18 protein-coding genes are annotated in these 23,667 nt (G+C 35.0%); 8 read left to right on the forward strand and 10 right to left on the reverse strand.

The features are described 5' to 3' along the window. Nucleotides 1-4 precede the first annotated feature (4 nt). The gene (locus FNB79_RS10970; protein WP_143381347.1) at nt 5-814 is read left to right on the forward strand and encodes a siderophore-interacting protein; all 810 of its coding nucleotides are present in this window, start codon (nt 5-7) and stop codon (nt 812-814) included. 115 nt (nt 815-929) lie between these two features. On the opposite strand, the gene FNB79_RS10975 is transcribed toward FNB79_RS10970, so the two are convergent. Together FNB79_RS10975 and FNB79_RS10980 are read right to left on the reverse strand one after the other, a co-directional pair. Then, the gene (locus FNB79_RS10975; protein ID WP_143381348.1) at nt 930-1,403 is read right to left on the reverse strand and encodes a thioredoxin family protein; all 474 of its coding nucleotides are present in this window, start codon (nt 1,401-1,403) and stop codon (nt 930-932) included. A gap of 11 nt (nt 1,404-1,414) precedes the next feature. Continuing rightward, a complete protein-coding gene (locus FNB79_RS10980; protein ID WP_143381349.1) occupies nt 1,415-3,769 on the reverse strand; it encodes a TonB-dependent receptor in 2,355 nt (784 codons plus the stop codon). Between the two features lie 370 nt (nt 3,770-4,139). Between FNB79_RS10980 and FNB79_RS10985 the strand changes: the two genes are divergently transcribed. From FNB79_RS10985 to FNB79_RS11010, 6 genes are all read left to right on the forward strand, one after another. Beyond that, nucleotides 4,140-5,165 carry a ligase-associated DNA damage response exonuclease gene (locus tag FNB79_RS10985; protein WP_143381350.1) on the forward strand — a complete coding sequence of 342 codons (1,026 nt, stop codon included), beginning with the start codon at nt 4,140-4,142 and terminating at the stop codon, nt 5,163-5,165. Further along, nucleotides 5,162-6,754, forward strand: coding sequence for an ATP-dependent DNA ligase (locus FNB79_RS10990; RefSeq protein ID WP_143381351.1), 1,593 nt, complete (start codon nt 5,162-5,164; stop codon nt 6,752-6,754). Before FNB79_RS10985 ends, FNB79_RS10990 begins: the two co-directional genes overlap by 4 nt. A gap of 2 nt (nt 6,755-6,756) precedes the next feature. Further along, nucleotides 6,757-9,219: a ligase-associated DNA damage response DEXH box helicase gene (locus FNB79_RS10995; RefSeq protein ID WP_143381352.1), complete on the forward strand. Its 2,463-nt coding sequence runs from the start codon at nt 6,757-6,759 to the stop codon at nt 9,217-9,219. Between the two features lie 12 nt (nt 9,220-9,231). Further along, nucleotides 9,232-9,882 (forward strand): ligase-associated DNA damage response endonuclease PdeM, encoded by a 651-nt coding sequence (pdeM, locus tag FNB79_RS11000; protein WP_143381353.1) that lies wholly within the window; start codon nt 9,232-9,234, stop codon nt 9,880-9,882. Between the two features lie 124 nt (nt 9,883-10,006). Further along, on the forward strand, nt 10,007-10,990 hold the full coding sequence (locus FNB79_RS11005) for a DNA topoisomerase IB (protein WP_143381354.1): 984 nt from the start codon (nt 10,007-10,009) through the stop codon (nt 10,988-10,990). Nucleotides 10,991-11,207: 217 nt separating this feature from the next. Beyond that, on the forward strand, nt 11,208-11,633 hold the full coding sequence (locus tag FNB79_RS11010; RefSeq protein WP_143381355.1) for a BLUF domain-containing protein: 426 nt from the start codon (nt 11,208-11,210) through the stop codon (nt 11,631-11,633). 148 nt (nt 11,634-11,781) lie between these two features. Here FNB79_RS11010 and FNB79_RS11015 read toward each other — a convergent pair whose 3' ends face one another. Together FNB79_RS11015 and FNB79_RS11020 are read right to left on the reverse strand one after the other, a co-directional pair. Beyond that, nucleotides 11,782-12,474, reverse strand: a complete 693-nt coding sequence (locus FNB79_RS11015; RefSeq protein ID WP_143381356.1) for a PRC-barrel domain-containing protein — start codon at nt 12,472-12,474, stop codon at nt 11,782-11,784. 15 nt (nt 12,475-12,489) lie between these two features. Continuing rightward, on the reverse strand, nt 12,490-13,104 hold the full coding sequence (locus FNB79_RS11020) for a hypothetical protein (RefSeq protein ID WP_143381357.1): 615 nt from the start codon (nt 13,102-13,104) through the stop codon (nt 12,490-12,492). Nucleotides 13,105-13,393: 289 nt separating this feature from the next. Here FNB79_RS11020 and FNB79_RS11025 point away from each other — a divergent pair, with 289 nt between their 5' ends. Next, nucleotides 13,394-14,476 (forward strand): endonuclease/exonuclease/phosphatase family protein, encoded by a 1,083-nt coding sequence (locus FNB79_RS11025; RefSeq protein ID WP_143381358.1) that lies wholly within the window; start codon nt 13,394-13,396, stop codon nt 14,474-14,476. A 101-nt stretch (nt 14,477-14,577) separates the two neighbouring features. Here the strand turns inward: FNB79_RS11025 and FNB79_RS11030 are convergent, their stop codons facing one another. From FNB79_RS11030 to FNB79_RS11055, 6 genes are all read right to left on the reverse strand, one after another. Then, a complete protein-coding gene (locus FNB79_RS11030) occupies nt 14,578-14,847 on the reverse strand; it encodes a hypothetical protein (protein ID WP_143381359.1) in 270 nt (89 codons plus the stop codon). A 182-nt stretch (nt 14,848-15,029) separates the two neighbouring features. After that, nucleotides 15,030-17,168, reverse strand: coding sequence for a catalase (locus FNB79_RS11035; protein WP_143381360.1), 2,139 nt, complete (start codon nt 17,166-17,168; stop codon nt 15,030-15,032). Between the two features lie 284 nt (nt 17,169-17,452). Continuing rightward, nucleotides 17,453-19,831, reverse strand: coding sequence for a prolyl oligopeptidase family serine peptidase (locus FNB79_RS11040; protein WP_143381361.1), 2,379 nt, complete (start codon nt 19,829-19,831; stop codon nt 17,453-17,455). Between the two features lie 107 nt (nt 19,832-19,938). Next, on the reverse strand, nt 19,939-20,646 hold the full coding sequence (locus tag FNB79_RS11045) for a membrane or secreted protein (RefSeq protein ID WP_143381362.1): 708 nt from the start codon (nt 20,644-20,646) through the stop codon (nt 19,939-19,941). A gap of 233 nt (nt 20,647-20,879) precedes the next feature. Continuing rightward, nucleotides 20,880-22,676, reverse strand: coding sequence for an AMP-dependent synthetase/ligase (locus tag FNB79_RS11050; protein ID WP_143381363.1), 1,797 nt, complete (start codon nt 22,674-22,676; stop codon nt 20,880-20,882). 411 nt (nt 22,677-23,087) lie between these two features. Beyond that, nucleotides 23,088-23,636 carry a carboxymuconolactone decarboxylase family protein gene (locus FNB79_RS11055; RefSeq protein ID WP_143381364.1) on the reverse strand — a complete coding sequence of 183 codons (549 nt, stop codon included), beginning with the start codon at nt 23,634-23,636 and terminating at the stop codon, nt 23,088-23,090. Nucleotides 23,637-23,667: the final 31 nt, after the last annotated feature.

Genomic DNA, 23,667 nt, shown 5'->3' on the forward strand with positions numbered 1-23,667 from the left:
ATTTATGACGACACCTACAAACCCCATCGTGCAAGGCGCATTTACTGTAAAACACAAACAGTTTATTACCCCGCATTATATACGCATTGTGTTAACAGGAGATGTTAGTATATTTAAAACAGCTATGTTAGGCGATAATAATAAGGTTTTTATTCCGCCGGCAGGAGTACCTAAATTGCATATGCGACATTTTGATACCGCACGCAATACTTGGATACTACCAGAAGCAGATGTATTACCATATATGCGTACCTATACGCACCGTGCCATAGATTTAGAAAAAAACGAATTGACAATAGATTTTGTAAATCATGGTAAGAGCGGGCCTGCCTCGGCTTGGGCTATAGAAGCTAAACCCGGCGCAGAGCTTGGTGTAGCTATGAAATTACACGATAAGCAATTGTATCCGCCAGCCCAATGGTATATGTTGGTAGGCGATGCCACTGCTATTCCTGTACTTAGTGTGATTTTAGAGTCTTTACCTCCTGAGGCTAAAGGGGTGTGTATTATTGAAGTGCATGGCGAAGCCGATGAACAGGTGTTAGCGACTAAAGCCGATATTACGTTTAAATGGCTACATAACCCTAATCCTGGACACGGTGAGTTTTTAATAGATGCCGTTAAAGCTCTACCCATTCCAGATGTCGTGAAATTTGGATTTGTGGCGTGTGAGTTCTCAGCTGTAAAAGCGATAAGACACTATTTACGTAAAGATTTACAATGGTCTACTAACGAATTGTATGCCTACTCGTATTGGAAAAATGGTGTTGCCGAAGATGCTTCTGCAAAAGAACGACTAGAAGAAAAACATTAAGGCATACCCTTAGTAAGCCAATTTTAAAACCAGTTTCTTTATATAAAACCGGATGATGCATTAAAGTATCATCCGGTTTTTAGTTTTTACAGTCTCATACCTGACTGTAGTAAATTTATTTTAATAGCAGTACTAGTTCTTTAGACGTATAATATTCAAAAACCCTTTGTCTTACGGTAAAATCTTTATTTAAAATAACAGTTGCAGGTAAAGAAAACGGGTATTCAGTTCTAGAAGCGAGAAGTAAAGGAATGTCGTGTATGCCGTTTCGTTTTGTAAGCGCTTGCGTATTGGTGAATACAGTGTGTTCAAATACTATGGAATCTTGTGATTCGACATCCATGTGTACAGCATAATATTTGTTATTTATAAGGTTTATAACATCGGGTTTAGTAAAGACTTGACGTTGAATTTTTTTACAATAGGCACACCATTGGGCATGGAAAAAGATAAAAATTGGTTTTGGATTTTCTTTTAGAGCGCTTTCTAATTCCGGAAAGGTTTTCCAATGAATCGTGTTGCTATTTTGAGCGTTTGTATTGGAAAAACTTCCGAGAAAAACACCAATTAAAATTAAAATTCTTAACATGTAAAGGTGTTTTAAAAGTCCCCAAATTTTAATCCAACAAAAACTGTTCTTGGTTGGTTTGGACCATAAATATAAGTAGAATCACGTCCCGCACCAGAATCAAAATCATCCTGATAACTGTTAAAGATATTTTGTACACCACCACTAATTTCTACATGCACATCTTCAATAGGATCAAAGTGATAAGTTAATTTGGTGGTCATATCGAAAAAGGCCTCTGTATTAACCAAGTCCATAAAGCCAGACTCACTTATTATATGAGGCACAATCATACTACCAGTGTAACTTCCAGTGACATCTAGTCTGAGATCTTCAATAATTTCCCAATTGGTATTTAAAAACCCATATACGTTGGGAGATCGAGTAAATTCATCTATAATCACATCGTGTTCATTTACATTACTGCCATCGGCTTCGAAAAGCATTTGATTTTCTTTATATATTGATTTTTGGAGAGTGATTCCAGCTTGGAAAAATAAGGAGGAACTAGGAGATACGCTTATTTCTATGTTTGTTCCTGTAACATAGGCTCCCTCTCCATTACGAGATTCTTCTAAGATAGAACCATTAGGTAAAGTGGTCCCTGTACTCACTATGGTAAAAGGGTTTTTTAAGGTGGTATAAAACCCTTCAACCAACACATTTGTTTGCGTTAAATTGAAATCTTTTGTAAAATTAAAAGAGGCTGTATAGGCGTTAGAAAATTCACTTTCTAAATTGTCTGAAAGGATTACAAAACTTTGTTCTCCGCCAACAGATGCAATATGAAGGTCTTCGTTAAAGGCTTGAGGAGCGCGAAAACCTCTAGCATATCCACCTCTAAATTGTAGGGCTTTAGTAATATCGTATAATAGTGTTATACGTGGACTTAATACCGTTTCTGCTACATCTGAAGCACGTTCGATATCTTCTATGGTATAATAACCATCCACATCTACATGATCTAATCTGGCACCAATTAAGGCCGTAAATTGTTCTGATGGTTTCCATTCGTATTGCCCATAAAGGCCATAATTATTCACCTTTTGGTCTACTAAACGGTTATAACCGGTAATGATATCGTCGGTGTCATTCATTTGGTATTCTATACCTGTAGTCAGCACGTCGTTAGAGTTAAAATGATGGGTAAATTTAGCTCCTGCAACTACGGCAAGATCTTTTGTAGTCCCAAAAGCATTGTTTGCAGCAATAGAGTCGGCATGCGTTCGTCCACCCCCTAAACCACCATAGTAGCTTCCGCGATCGGTATGTTGTACAGAGACATAAGCCGTTACATCGTTGGTTCGTGTATCGTTAAATAGCTTATAATCTATACCCGTAAAAATAGTGTTATGATCTAATTGTTCGGTAACATCAGTAAATTGAGGTGCGAGATCTAGTCGGTCACCACCGCGTCTAAATTCTTTAATAGCGGTAAAATCGACTCCAATTCTGCTATTATCGTTAGGCTTTACAAAAGCTTTAGCTCCAAGTGAATTGTTGGTAAGTTTTGTGATTTCGCTAAACCCATCAGTGTTTGCATCAAAAGCATCTCTATTGCGGTACATGCCGTACACCGTAACACCGGCAGTTAGTGCTTCGTTAATTATAGAAGCATTCATATTTACACTACGGTCTGGTGTTTTACCATCTATAAACCCCAGATACGAACTGACGTCCCACGTATTATTAATGGGTTCTTTAGTAATGACGTTTACCGTTCCTGCAATGGCATTAGATCCAAAAAGGGCAGAGCCTCCACTACGAACCACTTCTACACGATCGATGATACTTACCGGAATTTGCTCAAGTCCGTATACGCCATTAAGCGCACTAAACACTGGTCGGCTATTTACGAGCACTTGAGTATACTGCCCTTCCAATCCGTTAAGACGTACTTGGGTAAATCCGCAATTTTGGCAATTGGTTTCTACACGAACGCCAGGTTGATAATTTAATCCATCGGCTAGCGAAATAGATTGTGTGGCTCTGAATAATTTAGGGCTTAGCACATTAACAATAACGGGTGCTTTTTTTTTGCTGATTCTGTTTCGTGTGGCACTCACCACTACTTGATCTAGGCCCAAAGCATCCTCAGTAAGATTAAAGTTAAGAGTTTGTTGCGTCCCAGCCTTAATTTTAAGTGTTTTCGTTTCCGTACGATATCCTTGGTAGTGTGCAACTAATGTGATGAGTCCTGAAGGTACGGTTAAAGTATATGTTCCATTAGCATTGGCATCTACACCTTGCGTTCCAGATTCTACATACACAGTAGCAAAGGGTACCGGGGAACCAGCAGCAGTAATTGTACCTGAAATTATGGCGTTAGAATTTTGTGCTGTCATTACAACATGCAGTATTAAAAAGAGATACACTATTTTTTTCATGATATGTAATTATGTTTTAAGTATTACTAATTTAAAGTTTAGGTAAAACTAAAAATATATTTACAATAAGCAAAATTTAAATTAAGGTTTATGTGTTGAACCATTAAAAAATTGTTTTACTGTATGTTAAGCAGATTTGTTTTAAAAGACAAGAGGTGTTAGATCAGGGATTTTTTAAGATGTGTTAGAATTTAATGCATATTAGGGTGGTTATATACTATGTATGTAAATTAAGGGGAGTGGTTTAGTCACGTATTTTATAGGGCAACCGACTCAAAATGTGCTCATACCGTATAAAGTTTAGCGGTATAGCATCTGTACAAAACGGATTTCATTAAATCGTTATATCTTTAATTTTAAAGATTATATTATGGAATCACCCTTATTAGTTTTTAACGATTATGGTATTTATTGCGAAGTAGCCAATGTGTATTTAGATCCTTGGAAACCTGTAGATTGTGCTATTATATCTCATGGGCATGCAGACCATAGTCGGTATGGGCATAAAAAATACATTACGCATCATACTAATGTACCTATAATAAAGTACAGGTTAGGCGACATACAAGTAAGTGGTGTAGCTTATAACGAGTCTTTTGTAATTAATAACGTTAAATTTTCATTACACCCTGCGGGACATATTATAGGAAGCTCACAAATACGCGTAGAATATCGGGGGGAAGTTTGGGTGTTTTCTGGCGATTATAAGTTGGAACAAGATGGGGTAGCTGTCCCTTTTGAACCTGTTAAATGTCATGCTTTTATTACCGAGTGCACATTTGGGTTACCTGCATTTAACTGGCCACAACAAGCCACTGTTTTTAATGCCATTAATACGTGGTGGGCGCAAAATAAAGCTGCAAAACAGACTTCGATTTTATTTGGGTATTCTTTAGGCAAAGCCCAACGTTTGTTAAAACATTTAGATCCGCATATTGGTACAATATACACCCATGGCGCTATAGAAAATATGACCGCTGTGATTCGGCCCATGGTAGATTTACCAGCGACTATACGGATTACCCGAGACACCACTCCGCAAGATATATTGGGAAATATTGTTTTGGCTCCACCAAGCGCTCATGGATCTCCTTGGATTAGAAAAATGGTGCCTTATGTTACCGCATCTGCTAGTGGATGGATGGCTTTTAGAGGGGCAAGACGGCGCCGAGCAGTAGATCGTGGCTTTGTGATGTCTGACCATTGCGATTGGGAACAGCTTTTAACAGCAATAACATATACTGGAGCAGAAAAAATAATCTGTACCCATGGGTATACAGATATCTTTTCTAGATACTTGCGATCTCAAGGGTTTGATGCAAGAACTGAACATACCCAATTTGAAGGAGAATTACATGAGATGGATACTAAACTTGAACAGGAGGAAAACCTATGAAACATTTTGCCAAATTAGTTCAAACCCTAGACAGTACTACTAAAACCACTTTAAAAGTACAAGCACTTGCAGCTTATTTTAAACAGGCTAGTGATACAGATAAAGTATGGACTATTGCTATATTATCGCATAGAAGACCACCACGACCAATACAAACCACACGACTTAGAAAGTGGGCTTCAGAATTGGCTCATATTCCGTTGTGGTTGTTTGAAGAATCGTATCATATTGTTGGCGATTTAGCAGAAACGATTGCTTTAATTTTACCTACAAATCAAAATACCAGCGACAAATCGTTAACGGCGTTTTTACAAGATATGCTTTCGCTTAAACAAGAAGACGAAGCCGTTAAAAAGGAGTATGTTACTACACATTGGAATACCTTAAATTATTATGAACGATTTGTGTTTACCAAACTTATAACAGGCGGTTTTAGGATTGGAGTAAGTCAGAAATTAATGACTCGGGCATTATCTGTAGCTACGGGAGTAGACGAAGATATTTTAGCTTACAAGTTAATGGGGCAATGGGATCCGAGTACAATTTCTTTTGAAGATTTGGTTTTAAAGACACGCCCATCAGATTTTATTTCTAAGCCTTATCCTTTTTATTTGGCATATGGTTTGGAAGGTCCAGTTTCTAGTTTGGGTCCTATTACAGACTGGAGTATCGAGCATAAATGGGATGGGATTAGATCTCAAACGATTATAAGACATCATGAATTGTTTATTTGGAGTCGAGGCGAGGAATTAGTTACAGATAAATATCCCGAATTTCAAGTATTTAAATCGGTACTCCCAAATGGGACCGTTTTAGATGGAGAAATTTTGCCTTATCCGAATCAGAACATTGGTACTTTTCAAGATTTACAAACACGAATAGGAAGAAAAACCGTTAGCAAAGCCTTGCTAAAAAAAACACCTGTTATATTAAAAGTTTATGATATTTTAGAATGGGAAGGTAAAGATCTCCGATCACACCCTTTTAGTGAAAGGCGGCAGATTCTTGAACACCTTATTAAACAATTAGCACCTGAGCAATTGCCTTTACAATTGTCTGAAACCGTAAACTGTGACAATTGGGACGCTGTAATCCAAGAGCGAGCACGTGCACGTGAAATGCATAGCGAGGGGCTCATGCTTAAACGAAAAGACTCTAAATATTTAGTAGGTAGAAAAAAAGGACATTGGTGGAAATGGAAAACAGACCCCTTAACTATAGATGCTGTATTAACTTATGCCATGCGTGGCCACGGTAGACGTTCTAATTTATTTACAGACTATACATTTGGTTTATGGGATCAGGACCAAAAGCTTGTAACTTTTGCTAAAGCGTATTCTGGGCTTACAGATGCCGAATTTAGACAAGTAGATGCTTGGATTAAACGAAACACTTTAGAACGTTTTGGTCCGGTACGTAGCGTGACACCAGAATTGGTTTTTGAAATTGCTTTTGAAGGTATCGCACATTCTAGTCGCCATAAGAGTGGATTTGCAACCCGATTTCCTAGAATATTACGGTGGCGACACGATAAAACCATACACGATGCCAATAGTTTAGACGATTTAGAACTATTAATGCACTATTAATTATGAACAGAACAACATTAGAGCAATTTGCAACTCACTGGTTTAGCCAGCAAGGTTGGCAACCCTTTCCATTTCAAAAACAGACCTGGACTGCTTTTTTGCAAGGTAAACATGGGCTTTTAAATGCGCCTACTGGAAGTGGAAAAACTTATGCTTTATGGGTACCTATTGTTCTTGAAACCATAAAACGTAATCCCAATTACAAGACTAAGCCTCCAAAAGGATTATTAGCCATTTGGGTGACCCCATTACGCGCACTTTCTGTAGAGATTAAGCAAGCTGCCGAACGTTTTGTTACAGATTTAAATGTACCAATAACAGTAGGCGTTCGTACAGGAGACACATCTGCAAGTATGCGCGCGGCACAAAAGCGCAATATGCCTAACTTATTAATAACCACACCAGAAAGTTTACATTTATTATTGGCCACTAAAGGGTATGAAAAATTGTTTAAACCGTTAATAAGTGTTGTGGTTGATGAATGGCACGAACTGGTGGCTAATAAGCGAGGTGTGCAAATGACATTGGCTTTATCGCGTTTACAGAGTATTGCTCCAGCGTTACGAATTTGGGGTATTTCTGCAACTATTGGAAATTTAGATCAAGCTCGAGAGGTTTTATTGGGCACTAGGCCGGAACAACTTAAAAATTCAGTTTTAATAAAGGCTCATATAAAAAAGAATATTAAGGTCCAGTCGATTATTCCAAACAAAATGGAAAAATTTCCATGGCGTGGGCATTTAGGATTACATTTATTAGAAGCTATTGTACCTATTTTACAAGAAAGTGCTTCCACTTTAATTTTTACAAATACACGTTCGCAATGTGAAATTTGGTTTCAAAATATTTTAGAAAAGCATCCAGAATTTGCTGGAGATATTGCCATGCATCACGGAAGTATGAGTAGAGACACCCGCCTTTGGGTAGAAGCGGCTTTACGATTAGGTACGCTTAAAATTGTGGTGTGTACCTCCAGTTTGGATTTGGGTGTAGATTTTAGTCCGGTAGAGACTATTATTCAAGTGGGGAGCCCAAAAGGTGTCTCCAGATTTATACAACGTGCAGGACGTAGTGGACATCAGCCTGGGCAGACCAGTGTAATTTATTTTTTACCCACACATGCTTTAGAATTGGTGGAAGCATCTGCCTTAAAACATGCGGTAACTCACACTTTAGTAGAAGATCGTGTGCCTTATCTTAATAGTTTTGATGTGCTTGTTCAGTATTTAGTCACTTTAGCCGTTTCAGACGGTTTTTATCCAGAGGTAATCTACCAAGAAGTAAAACATACCTTTTGTTATCAGACGTTAAGTCCAGACCAATTTCAATGGCTATTAAATTTTATAACCTTAGGGGGTCAGAGTCTATATGCGTATGATGAATACAAACGTGTTGAGGTGTTGCCCGATGGTAAATTTAAGGTTCAAAGTCGTAGTGTTGCCATGAGACATCGTTTGCAGATTGGTACAATAATTAGCGATGCCGTATTGCAAGTGAAGTTTTTAAAAGGAGGATATATAGGATCTATAGAAGAAAGTTTTATATCCAAATTAAAACCCGGAGACGTATTTACATTTGCAGGCAGACAATTGGAATTGTTTAGCATAAAACACATGCAAGTATTGGTAAAGGCCTCTAAACAAAAAACCTCTAAAATTCCTAATTGGCTTGGAGGACGTATGAGTTTTTCTTCAGAAATGAGTGATTTAATTCGGGAAGAATTATATGTGTTAAATTCAAATACACTTAAACATTCAAAAGAACTTAAGGCTTTAAAACCTATTGTTTTAAGACAAAAAAAAGAAAGTATAGTACCCAATGCTAATCAATTTTTAATAGAAACGTTTAAAACTCGTGAAGGTTATCATGCTATTTTTTATCCGTTTGAAGGTTATTTTGTACACGAAGCTCTGGCAAGTTTATTGGCTTATCGTGTAAGTTTATTACAACCCATAACCTTTACTATTGCTTTTAATGATTATGGTTTTGAATTATTATCGGATCAACCTATTCCTATTCAAGCCATTTTAGATAATAATTTATTTTCATCAGATTACTTAAAAACAGATTTAGAGCAGAGTATAAATGCTTCAGAACTTGCAAAACGACGGTTTAGAGATATTGCTGTAATTTCAGGACTTTTGTTTACAGGCTTTCCTAGTAAGTTGGTTAAAAGTAAACATTTGCAAGCCAGTTCTCAATTATTGTTTGGCGTTTTTGAAGATTACGAACCCGATAATTTATTATATCAACAAGCTTTTACCGAAACTTTTGAACACCAATTAGAAGCAGGCCGATTGCAATTGGCATTAGATCGTATAAATACACAAGACATCATTTGGAAATCGTGTGAAAAGCCAACACCGTTTTCATTTCCGATTATTACAGACCGCTTGCGATCGAAATTATCTTCTGAAAAATTAGCAGACAGAATAAAACGTATGACGATACAATTAAACCGCTAGACAGGCTTATATATGGAAACACTAGAAATTTATTGTAACGCACAACGTTTTATATTACATCCTTTAGGCGGTGCTTTTTGGGTTAACCAACGCATGCTTTTAATTGCCGATGTACATTTGGGAAAAGTGACACATTTTAGAAAACATGGCAGTGCGATTCCTAGAGGAGTTTTACACCAAAATTTTAAGCAATTGCAAAACATCATTTCGGCTTTTGATGTGGATACAGTGTGTATACTCGGGGATTTATTTCACAGTCATTTAAATGCCGAGTGGGTAATCTTTAAAACTTGGGTTGCGGCATTGCACTGTAAAGTGGTATTGATATCTGGTAATCATGATATTATTGATGCGAAGCTGTATGAAGATTTAGGGATTAAAGTTTTAAACAGCTGGCTACTTGATGGGTTTCTATTAACACATCATCCAGAAGTGCGTGACGGATTTTATAATCTATCAGGTCATATTCACCCTGGTGTCCAATTGCGTGGCTTAGGAAGGCAGCATATAACATTAAGTTGTTTTTATTGGAAAGCGCATCAAATGATTTTTCCTGCATTTGGAGTCTTTACGGGTAAATATATTATAAAGCCCAGTGCAGAAGCACGTATTTATGTAAACACAGAAACAGAGGTGATCGAGGTTCCTGTTCTTCCCAAGTGAAGTTGGTTTATTGCTTAGAACACGTAGTAGTTTGTTTGGTTGTAATGCATTAATTTTTGACGTTTTTGAGCTAAGCAAAGTCTTAAAATTAGGCGTAATTTATAGAGCCAATTAGAATGATAAAATGTATTACAGAAAAAAACATGGGAGAGGCTTTCGGTATGTAGATGCTTCAAATAAAACAATAAAAGATAGGCACTTAAAAACTTGGTTTAAGTCTTTAGTGATCCCACCGGCCTGGACTTCGGTAGAAATAAATGCGAATAAAAAAGCCAAAGTATTAGTTACCGGTCGCGATGAAAAAGGCAGGAAACAATATATTTATAATCCGAAGTTTAGAGCAAAACAGAATCAAGACAAATTTGATAGAATTTTAAAATTTGCAAATAGACTAGAACGTATGAGACGGGTTACTGGGCAACATTTACGCAAACGTAAATTGTGCAAAGACAAAGTTTTAGCCTGTATGGTTAGACTTTTGGAAGCTGCATATTTTAGACCAGGAAGTGATTATTACAGCAAAGAAAACCAGACTTATGGTCTGACTACCATGCGAAGTAAGCACTTGCAAATATCTGGCGATGAACTGATATTTAGTTATACTGGTAAATCTGGAAAATCCCAAGAACGCCATATTGTTGATAAGAAATTAGCCAAAATAGTTGCAGATATAGATGATTTACCGGGCTATGAAATTTTTAAATTTATTGATGAAAATGGTGACAAACAAGATGTGAAAAGTGAGCATCTTAATGCCTATATAAGAATGGTAATGGGCGATGAATTTTCTGCAAAAGATTTTAGAACTTGGGCCGGAACTGTTATTGCGGCTATAGCTTTAGATGAAATTGGATATTCAAAAGCACAAGATCAGAAGGTGCTTGATAAAAATATACGCGATGCTGTTATAAAAGTGAGTGAGCGTTTGGGGAATACACCTTCTGTGGCGCGAAGTTCATATATAGATCCGCGAGTTATTGAAGAATATGTAAATGGTAAAACAATAAATTACTTTCAAAAAGAGATTTCAAGACTTCTAAAATCTAAAGAAAATTTATCCAGAGAAGAACTTGGTGTTTTATGTATGCTAAAAACAACATTAAATTAATTTGATTTAAAATGTAAGTTATTGGTCTGTAGTATTTAAAGTGTAATGTGTTTAATGCGATTTAAGAATATGATGTGCAATTTTAATTGCATTTGTTGTATTCTTTTTTAAGCGCGTTTTTAAAAAGACGGTTTTAAATTTTGTAATTGTTACATTTAACTCTATTTTGAAACTTTTAAGGCTTAAAGTAGCCTGAAGCTTTAATAGAATAGTACTCATGTATCAATTAAATTATCATTCTAAATCACATTCGGATCTCAGTTCAGACGATTTAGAACTTATCTTAGAGGCGGCAACAACTAAAAATAAAACATATAATATTACGGGGTGTCTTATTTATCATAACCACGCATTTGTACAGATTTTAGAAGGCGAAAAACAAGATGTACTTGAGATTTTTGAACTCATAAAGACAGACACACGGCACCATACCATTCATTTACTTTGGGAAAATACAGTAGAGAAACGTTATTTTAACAAGTGGAATATGGCTTTTTATAGACCTAAAGATCAGTTTGCTTCACAATTTGTTGATAATTTAACGATGCTTGCTTCATTTTCTGAAAAGTCTACAGGATCATTAATGAGTTTTTGGGGACATGTAAGACGCATTTTAGACTCGGACACCACTAAACCAGTATAAGGGATTTCGCTAAAAACACATATTCACCTAGTTAAAAGTTATAAATAAACATAAAAAAACCTGAAGGGTATAATACATATGCTTCAGGTTTTATGCTATTTTGGGTTTAAGAATTTACAAGTAAACCTTAAACGCTGTCGTTTAATTTCTATTTATTATATACCCGTTTTTCAAACTCGTTTCTGTTATAAAAATTTTCATCTTTATAAGGGTCTATCTGTGTGGTTTTAGGCGACTCGTTTGTAGTTTCAAAAGTAGAAAAATACGAATTCCCGTTATTGTGGTAATTTTTAATTTCCTCACGGATTAATGCTCTAATTTGTTCTGTCTCAAGCGCATGTAAAAGCTTGTTTTCTGTTAAAGCATCTTCCCGTTTTTTATCGTCGTAATCTTCATAAATAACATTATTTTTATAGGAGTCTAGCACCTGAACTTCGTAGGCTCTATCTATATTTTCACCTTTGCGGTAGCGTTTTGTATTTGAAAACGTATAATGATTAATGGTATGTGAATACACCCGTTTATCATCAGAATTTATATCTAATAAACCTATTGGAATAATGATATGATTTTCGCCATCTGTATTTATAAATTCCTGTAAATTGCTCGTTTTTGAGGTACTGTAAGGATCGTGACTGGCATCAATAATAGATTGATCTACTTCTACGTCTATGTACACCACACGTTGGGTATCTTTATTTACTAAAAGATTATCTACTTTGCCAATCACGCGATTATCTACATCCATTACTTTCCATCCTCTAATATCTGCGTAACCTTCAGACACTTTATAGTCTGATAATTCGTCTAAATTATATAAGTGTTTTTCGTTTGTTTTCATTTGTATTTGTTTTAATTAGATGTTTGCAAGAATCTCGTAAGCTTGCATTAAGTACGTCTTAATATTTTGATCTTGTTTTGCCCATGCAGCTGTGTCGCTCAAGGCTTGTGTTGCTGTTTTAAGTTGCGTTACATTAGATTCTAAATTTGGAGCACGTTTAGTTTGTATGGTTTCAATTACATTAGTAATATCTGTACTCATAGATTTTAATTGGACTTGTTCTGCCTCACTGTGTTCTAGTTGCTTTTCTAAATCTTTAAAAGCATTAGAATCGTAAATATTAGATTCTACTGCTTTAGATGTTGTTGCATACGCTAAATTGTATAGCGCTTTAGTGGTTTTAATCGTATCTGTACCTATCGCTGATGAATCTTGCAATTGTTCTTGAAGTTTACCTAAATACGTTGTACTTGATTGGTATGCAGGCATCCCAGTGTCTGCATCGGGCATTCTGTCCATTGGGTGATCACTACTTATTGTATCTGCAGGGATAAACGGATTGGTGTTTGTGTCGTCTGCATCCGCTTTACTACTTGCATAGAATAGAAATATAATTACAGCCAATACTAGCAGTAATCCTACAATCCAAGGCCAAATGGGTTTCTTTTTTTCTATTTTTATTTCTGCCATGTGTTTTAGTTTTTATGTGTATATAAATATGTAAAATATTTAATTACACGAAGTTATAGTGTAAATTTACTCGTGAATCCTGTGTTGTGCTAGCGCAATCCATATTTAAATTAACTTTAAAAATTCAACTCGAGTTTTGTTGTGTAATTTTATCTATATTTAAAATTGATAATAGACTGTTTATTAATTTTAATTGAATAGGATTTACTAATTTAGTTGTGATATAAGTAGAAACCTCATTTTATAGCACAGCTAGATAATTTTAAGACTAATTTTAAACACCATAGTAATGTTAATTTATGATATCCTTGCGGTAGTCTTTATTCTTGGCTCTGTATTGCCTTTAATACAACATCAACATTGGATGTTTCGCGTTTGGGAATTTGGAAGAATTCAATTGCTATTGCTACAGCTACTTACATTTATAATAGGTGTACTTTTTTTTAGTAGTTTGGAGACCTTTTATATTATTACTGCGGTATTATTAGGTTTAGCTATCGCTCAAAATATTTACATATTAGTACCCTACACATTTTTATATGGACGTACTAAAAAAGCAGATGTCACTCAAGGATCTCAATCCATATCAATACTTTCTTGTAATGTATATCAATTTAACACCGCGTACGACCGTTTAATTCATTTAGTACAGGAAGTTAAACCAGATATTTTGCTAACGATGGAATCTAATCAGGCATGGGATGATGCTTTATCTGTATTAGAAACCGAGTATACACATTATAAAAAAGTAGCATTAGAAAATACCTATGGCATACATTTTTATACAAAATTAGATGTAAAATCTGTACAAGTGCATTATTTTGTCTCTGATGATTTACCGAGTATAGAAGCTCGAATACAATTAGAAAATACTAAACAATTTACATTTTTTGGAGTACATCCGCCACCACCAAGTCCAACAGAAGAAGACACCTCGAGAGAACGCGATGGTGAATTGCTAGCTTTAGGAAAGAAAGTTTTGGATACTAAAGGCCCTGTAATAGTGGTTGGTGATTTTAATAATGTAGCTTGGGCAAAGTCGTCTGTATTATTTAGAAAAACCTCTAAATTAATAGATCCTAGAATTGGTCGTGGCTTTGTATCGACTTATCATGCAAAGTATAAAGTCTTACGATTTCCAATAGACTTATGTTTTCATTCACCAGATATTTTTATACAAGACTTTAGAACGTTACACAATGTAGGCAGCGACCATTTGCCACTCTATTGTAACTTCTTTTTAAATGAAACTGAAGAAGCTCAAGAAGATCAGGTTGAGACTTTAGATGAAGCAGAAGCAGAAGATGTAGAGGAGATGATTGAAGATGGAGAAGCCGAGGATGGCGATCGTCCCACAGTTGCAACTGAATAAGATTATTAATATATGAGTTATTTAAAATCTCAAATTTATAAGCATATAAAAAGCTTCATTCTACGATTAGAATGAAGCTTTAACAAGTAGTGTGAGTGTTTTTAGGATTTATAATCCCAGTCTTTAATTTCTTGTTTAACCGCTTCAGTAGATTTGTTTGTACGTTTTGCTAAACGTGTAGTTAAGGCATCAAACTCGTCCGTTTGAAAATCTACATCTTCAGCAGTAACTTCAGGGTATTGGTTTCTGTATTCTTCTTGAATAGCATTCCATTTTTTTTGTAGATCACTCAAATTTGCATGACCATTTTGTGCTCTATATTCCCGTTCTTGCTGTTTATTGTTATTGTGTTCATTTGCTGTATTGTCCATAGTTTTGTTTGTTTAAAAAATTATCTTCTAAATTACAGCGTCGCTGTTTAATGTGTTGACTTAAAACGTATGGAAGTTAACTTGATTAGGTTCAATTTTAGAAATAATGCTTAAAAAAAGCCCCTTTTACATCTAAACGTAAAGGGGCTTTTAAAGTATAAAAGTTAATCTAAATCACTCAATTACACAGGAACCTGATCAATAACTGCTTTACGATTCCAATTTCTATGTTTAGCTATAGCGTCTCTAAACGCTTTAACATCGCTATTGATAAAAACAGTTTCGTCTGATTTGTATTCCTTAACAAAAGAGGCATCTAATAAGGTTTCACCTTCATCGTGCACCGCAATGGCTTTACAATGTTTAAATGCTTCATTAATAAATTTAATATATTTTTTAATTTTCTTAATCCATGCTACAGACGATTCGCCTCCAGGAATGTATATGGCATCATATAATACACTCTCGGTAGTCATGATGGATTCATGCACTTCATACGCAGTACCCGAATCACCAGTAATCGTTCCACCATGAGGTGCAATTATTTTTAATTGGGCGCCCTCTTTTTCAAGTTTATCTGCCAATGTTTTATAGTGGTTTTCGTTAAAACCATCGGCTGCTAAAACGGCAATCTGACGTGTAGCTACAGTGTCGAAATCTGATTTAGTTTGACTTAAAGCTGGCGACTTTTCAAGATATATTTTCTTTTTAGAAGGCTCGTGTATATTAGGATCTGCATCTGCACCAATGGCTTGATTAATAGGTTTATCGATATTTTTAGGAACTTTAAGCCCCAAATTATCGGCGACTAAATTTGCCAATTCATAATCGATTTGATTAATGATCCAGAGCATTCGTTCTTGAATGTCTTTGTGTTTACATTTCCCAAGTTCAAAACTATAGGCTTCCATAACGTGTTGTTGTTCCCATGAGGATAAGCTTCTATAAAATAATGCAGGTTGTGAGAAATGATCGCTAAAACTTTCACTACGGGTTCTAATTTTTTTAGCGTCTATACGCTCTTCATAAGAATGGAAACCACCTTCAACCATTTTAGCTAAATGCGGACAACCACCACCTAAAGAATTTGGGAAATATGCTGTTTGTCCCTTAGGGATTTCTGTTTGCATGTGACCGTCTCTCTGGTTATTGTGCGTTTCACCAACAGGTCTATTAATTGGTATTTGATGAAAATTAGGTCCGCCTAAACGTGATAACTGTGTGTCTCTATACGAGAATAATCGTCCTTGTAATAGCGGATCGTTTGTAAAGTCTATTCCGGGTACAATATGGCCTGGTAGGAATGCTACTTGTTCTGTTTCGGCAAAGAAATTTTCAGGATTCTTATTTAACGTCATTTTACCTACAATTTTTACTGGTACCATTTCTTCAGGTATTAATTTTGTAGGATCTAGTAAATCAAAATCGTATTTATGCTCGTCTTCTTCAGGTACAATTTGTAAGCCTAATTCCCATTCAGGATACTGTCCGGCTTCAATAGCGTTCCATAAATCGCGTCTGTGAAAATCTGAATCTGCACCACTTATTTTAACGGCTTCATCCCAAGTTACAGAATGTACACCTAGTTTTGGTTTCCAATGAAATTTAACAAAATGGGATTTACCTTCTTTATTAATAAGTCTAAAGGTGTGAATTCCAAATCCTTCCATCATTCTTAAACTTCTAGGAATTGCACGGTCACTCATAACCCAAATGTGATTGTGTAGCGTTTCAGTTGTGCGTGACACAAAATCGTAAAAGGTATCGTGAGCAGAAGCTGCTTGAGGAATTTCGTTATTTGGTTCTGGTTTTACAGCATGAATTAAGTCTGGAAATTTCATGGCATCTTGAATAAAAAAGATTGGCATATTATTACCAACCAAATCCCAAGTGCCTTCTTGAGTATAAAATTTAACAGCAAACCCACGTACGTCTCTTGCTAAATCTGTAGAGCCTTTAGATCCGGCCACGGTAGAGAAACGCACAAATACAGGTGTTTTTCTTTTTGTATCAGTAAAAATACCTGCTTTAGTATATTTTTCTAAATTCTCATACAATTCAAAATAGCCATGAGCACCACTTCCGCGCGCATGTACAATACGTTCAGGAATACGTTCATGATCGAAATTGGTAATTTTTTCTCGTAGTAAAAAATCTTCTAAAAGGGTAGACCCACGTTCTCCAGATTTTAGAGAATTATTAGTGTCGTTAACCTTTAATCCTTGGTTTGTAGTGAGTACTTTTCCTAAACTATCTTTTTCAAAAGTTTTTAATTGCTCAATTTTTTCACTTTGACTTTCTAATTTTTTGTCTTTTGCCATGATTTCTGAATTAAGATATTAGTACTAATTTATTAGTAGATTAGTATTGGGTTCTAAATTCTGAATTCTATAGGAGTACTTTTAACGCAAATGAAAATTAAAATGGCTGTAAAGGTTTTGGTAATGTGTTAATTATGATTTAAAGTGACACCGATGTATTGCGAACCTTGTGTTTATAAACCTATTTATACCATATGTACTTAGACATACATATGGTATAAAATATATTATTTTTAACAAGAGTATTTCATTTACTCCCAATGTGTGGGGTTGAAATTTAAATGTTAAGGTTTTATCCCTAACAAACTTTGATTAAATAGTTTAAAAATCCTGTTGTACTCGTCGGTCCAACTGCTAGGTTCTACAAAACCATGACGCTCTACAGGATAAATTGCCATTTCCCAATTAGACTTTTCTAACTCTATTAAACGTTGCGACAAGCGTACCATATCTTGAAAATGAACATTATCATCTACCATACCGTGAAGGATTAATAAATCGCCTTTTAAGCCATCTGCAAAGTAAATAGGAGAACTTCTTCTATATGCCAGACTATCTGTTACGGGAGTGTTTAAAATGCGTGCGGTATATCCGTGGTTATAAGCAGCCCAATCACCAACCGAACGGATAGCTGCACCGGCTTTAAACGTGTCTGCTTCGTTAAACATCGCCATTAATGTAATGAATCCGCCATAGGAGCCACCATATATGCCTATTTTATTTTTATCGATACTAAGTTCATTTATTAAATAAGTGGCACCGTCTACTTGATCACTTAGGTCTTTTCCGCCCATATGTCGGTAAATTCCGGTACGCCATTCGCTTCCGTAACCCGCACTGCCGCGATAATCGATATCTAAAACGGTATAGCCATTATCTACTAAAATATTGTGAAACATATATTCGCGAAAGTAAGAACTCCACCACTTATGTGCATTTTGTAAGTAGCCTGCACCATGTACAAAAATAACTGCCGCTTTATTTTTTACCTCGGGTTTAGGATTATAAAGTCTGGCATGTACTTTGGCACCATCTTCTGCCTTAAAAGTGATCACTTCTGGGGCTCTCCATGAGTAGCTATTGAAAGCTTTGGTTGTAGACTGTGTAAGTTGTATGGCTTCCGAATTTGTTTTGCTAAATAAGGGATTGTCTTTTAGAAATAATTCTGTAGGTTTATTTGAGTAGGAGTAGAGGATGGCCATTTGTGTTTCGTCTGGAGAGAGTGTTACATCGTTTCCACCAACCTTTGTAGTGAGTTGTGTAAGCTTACCCCCGTTAATAGGCATACTATAAAACTGACGGTCTCCAGGATGATTTTTATTGGCAGTAAAATACCAGTGTTTTTTATCGTTAGACAAAAAAGGGTTATAAATTTCGAAATCTCCAGAAGTTAATGCTTTTTCTTTTTTAGATGTTGTATTTAGGGTATATAAATGCGAATAGCCTGTAACTTCCGATTGAAACCAGATGCTTTTTTGATCGGGCATCCAACCTAAAGCACCACCGCGGTAGCCTCCAATGCCAGGGCCAGCAATCCAAGCTTTATTATGCTGATGATTTAAATTGGTTACAGTACCCTCTGCAACATTTAATAAAACAATCCATCGGTCTTTATAATCGTTGGTATTAATATCTAACACGGCTTTACTACCATCTGCATTCCAAACTGGTCCGCTTATGTAGCCAATTCTATTGTCGTTTTTATAATCTTTATCAGGATATTCTTTAGTGTATTCTGGAATATAGTCTAAGCCTTCTAAGTTATCTAAAACAACAGGGTATGTTTTTCTATTGGTAATATCATAAATATGTAATTGGTAAGTATCTGGAGTATCTCCCACTTTAGAACGTGTTTTTTGGTCTTCTGTATATCCAGATTCCGTAACATAATGTGGTGTAATCGTACCTTTGTTATTTGCTTGCTTTACGGTTAAATAGGTAACGTATTTTCCGTCTGGACTAATCTGCTGATTTAACACACGGACTCCTTTAGTTGGTATGGCAAGAGGTTTCTTTAAGTCGGTTTTAGCTTCAAAATAATCTTCGGCGTCTTGTTTGGCTTTACGGGTTTGTAAGACTTCAAAAAGTTCCAGTTGATCCTGGTATAACCAGTTGTCTTTAGCACTTCGTTTATCTTCTTTATTTTTTTTATTGGTAAAATTAGTGATTTGGGTAGTTTCTCCTGTAGCCATATCCCAAGTATAGATATTAGTCTCTAGAACATACGCTATTTGCTTTTCGTTTGCAGTAAAATGCACATTACGTTCTGAAGCTTGAGTATTGGTAATTTGGGTAATTTTTTCTGAAGACACATCCATTACAAACACATCGCCATGCTTGCTATATATTTTTTTTGTTTTGTCTGTATTATACGTCCCACGCGTTGCTGGCAGATTATAAGCAGTATTAAAAGGGACTTTTTTAATAGCTTTGGTTTTGGTTGTCACCGCATAAAGTGAATCGCTATATGCATTTTCCGGATTCCAATTAAAATAAATTGTACTTCCATTTTCAGACCAATGAACGTTTGAAGGCAAATGGCCTACAAAACTATCGCCTTGCATGATTTGTCTAATACTTAGGTTAGATGAGTTGTTGTTTTGTGCTTTAGTAATGAAGGTGCTACCTAATAAGATTAGGCTTAGAAGAATTTTTTTGTGCATATATAAATGGGTTTAGACATCTTTAAACCCAAATATACAGAATAGCAGCCGTGTATAATAGAAGTAAATTAATTAACTCTTAAATTATAACAGAGTTGTTTTAGATTTTATCTTAAACGCCATATTTCATGAATAGGATCTCCTTTACTTGAAAATCCTGTATGGTGCCATGCCCCATCGATAAGCTCGTAATTAAACTTTAATTCTAATCCTGTTTTTGAATTGTCTTTAGAGAAGAACTCAATATGTTCTGTATAAACCCCTTGATCTGTAGTGTAAGTACCACCACCAGTACCCATAAATGCTTTACTTTCTGTGTTGTAAGCCATCCATTGAAACCGTGTTCCCGATAAAATTTTCATGGTTTTTCTAGGTTTATTGGTATCTCTTAATTGCGTTTCGCCAGCTTTTACTCTTCCAGACATAAGCCATGCGCCGTTTAATTTCCCAGGTTTACCATGATCCAGTCTGTGCCAAGAGGTTTTGCTTTCAAGAAATTCTAAAACTTGATCTGTAAGTTTTATGTTGTGTTTAATTTGAGTGCCAACGCGTTCCGGTTTAGCAGAATCAAATTCTAGAGTTTCTGTTAACGTATTATTTGTTAATTGCCAAGCTCCGCCGTTGGTGTACATAAATTTACCTGTAGTAGCATGATAGGTTGTTATTACATGATAACCCTCAGTAAAAATTGCTACTTGTTTAAGCGGTTCATTGTCTTTAGAAGTCGATTGCGTTTCCCAAGCTCCAATTATATTTTGTGCTGTAATAGTATACGATAAACAAGTACACAGAAGTACTATAATAATATGTTTCATGACTTGAGCAGGATTTTTTAATTATTAATAGGTTGATATATAGTTATCTAAATATATTAATATTTTAAATAAGTTGTTTCAATCTAAATTATAATTGTGAATATTATAATTGTCTAGAGCCATTCATGAATGTGATTAGAAGATTATTTATGTAAGGCTTGTATGTAACAAAGGCAGCTATATTTAAGAAATTTACCATAGAGCTGCCTTTAAACTTGTTAAAAATGTATACTTTATTCTGAATACATTTTATCTATGAGCGCTTTGTGTTTTTGTTGAATGACTTTTCGTTTTAATTTTAAAGTTGCTGTGATCTCACCCGTTTCTATACTAAATTCTTTAGGTAATAAGGTGAATTTTTTAATTTTTTCGAATTTAGAAAACTCTTTTTGAAGTTCTTCAAAACGTTTTTCGAACAGTGTAATAATCTGACTGTTACTAATTAAATCTTCAATATCTTTAAAGTTAATTTTATGTTCAAGTGCGTATTTCTTTAAGTTGTCAAAACTAGGAACAGCAAGCGCTGTTACATATTTTTGCTGATCGCCAATAACAGCAATTTGCTCTATAAACGAATCTGTAATTAAAGCATTTTCTAATTTCTGAGGCGCAATATATTTCCCACCCGAAGTTTTCATTAAATCTTTAATTCTGTCTGTGATTATTAAATTCCCTTTAGAATCTATTTTACCAGCATCTCCAGTTTTAAACCAACCCTTTTCAAATACTTCTGCAGTAGCTTCAGGCTTTTTATAATAGCCTTTCATTACTCCTGGACCTTTAATTAGTATTTCATTGTTATGTCCTATTTTAACTTGAGAGCCTTCAATAGGTTTTCCAGCAGAATTAAATTCAAAATGTGTATCTCCAAATAGGGTAGCAGTTGCAGTTGTTTCAGTTAAACCATATCCACATTTTACATTAAGTCCGAAAGAATGAAAGAACGATACAAGATCTGCAGCTAAAGGTGCACCACCACACGGCATGAATTTTATACGTCCGCCAAAGACCTCTCTTAATTTACTTAATACTAATTTGTCTGCAATTTTATATTTTAGTTTAAGCGCCAAAGGGATTTGTTTCTCTAGGCGTTTATGCTTATTGTAGTAATTGTTTCCGATACCTAAAGCCCAACTTGCAAGTTTCATTTTAGTAGGTGAGGCTTCTTTTCTTTTATCTTGTATGGCTGCGAAAATTTTCTCGAAAATGCGAGGGACCGTACACATTAAGGTGGGTTTTACCTCTTTTATAACATCTACAATTTTTTTAGGATCTTGATTAAAGTATACTTCTATACCTTTTTTTAAACAGAAGAATACCCAACTACGTTCGTAAATATGACTTAGAGGTAAAAAACTTAGTGAAACATCTTGTTCAGACACATTCAATTCGTAATCATGAGCGACTAAAGAACCGCCAAAATTAGTATAATCTAACATAACTCCTTTAGGTTCTCCAGTTGTTCCAGAGGTATAAATTATACTAGCAATGTCTTCATATTCGCATTCGTAAATTCTTTTTTGAAGTTCTATATTCACGTGTTCAGAAGCTTCAAAATTGACAAAATCTTCTAGATAAACAGACTTGTTAGGCTCATGTAACGTAATGGTTTTAGTTAACGCTACAATTAACTTTAAATGTTTAGAGGTCTGTAATAATTCGTAAGCTTTATCGTATTCATTTTGGTCTCCAACAAATAACAAATTTACTTCAGCATCATTAATAACATATTCAGCTTCTTTTTTTGAATTTGTTGCATAAATGGGAATAGTAACAGCTCTAACACGCATAATAGCACAATCTGCAATAATCCAATTAGGCATGTTTTCTGAAAAGATAGCAACGTTTTGTTGTACTGCTATTCCATGATTAATAAGAGCTTTTGCTAAGGCATTTATACGTGATTCAAAATCTAACCAAGAAATACCTTCCCAGGTATTACGCTCATTATTTTTATAATAAATCGCGTTTTTATGTTTATAACGCAGACTATTTTCTTTAATTTCTTCTACTAAGTGTTTATAATTCATTACACTATTATTAGTTGCAATTTAATATAGGATTCCTACCTAATCCAAGTTTGCAAAGTTACAAATAATTGTTCTTTTAATGCTTAAAAGGAAGTGTTTAGATTGTTTAAGACTATCATTTTCATAACATTTAAAGGATATACTACTTAATTACTAATAAAATGATATTTTTTAGGTCTCTTATTTCTATTGTTTTAGAAGTACAAATACTGTGCTAAACTTGTTTTTGATTGAAAATTATTGAGGTGAAATGTTTTAAAACTGTATGAAACCGAGTTGAATCTGATTGCAATTTTAGTAAAAAACTACTTTTTTTTTAATGGAATCTGAATGTATTGCAAAAAAAATAACCTTCCGATGACTCGGAAGGTTATGGGTTACTAATTGATTATAATTAAGGGATATTATAATTTATTTTGACCAAGCAAAACCTTGAAAAGGCGCATCGACTGGTGTATTTGCGATATGATTAGTATAGTTACTAATAACTTTTTGAGATAAACCTAATATAATTTCTAGAACATGAGCTTCAGTATATCCTGCTGCATAAAACGCATCTAAATCTTCTTGAGTTACGTGTCCACGATTTCTAACAATAGTTAATGTCATGGTTCTTAACGCTTCTAATTTTGCACTTTCTAAAGGCGTTTCGTTACGTAATGCTTCAGTAATTGCATCATCTACTTTCATCATTTTTGCAATACCAGTATGTGCTGGCACACAGTAATGACATGCATGCTCTACGTTAATGGTTTGCCATACCACGGTTAATTCGTCTTCATTAAATGATGTTTGTGTAAATAATTCGTGTAGTGTTTGGTAAGCTTCTAATGTTTTTGGAGAACTTGCTAAAACCCCGTGTAAACCAGGAATCATTCCGAAAGCTTTTTGAGATTTTTCTAATAAAGGTTTACTTGCTTCAGGAGCAGTTTCAATGTTGTGTACTTTTAAAGTTGTCATACTGTATTATTTTTTAATTGTTATATTTAAT

Source organism: Formosa sediminum (assembly GCF_007197735.1).
Lineage (GTDB): Bacteria > Bacteroidota > Bacteroidia > Flavobacteriales > Flavobacteriaceae > Formosa > Formosa sediminum.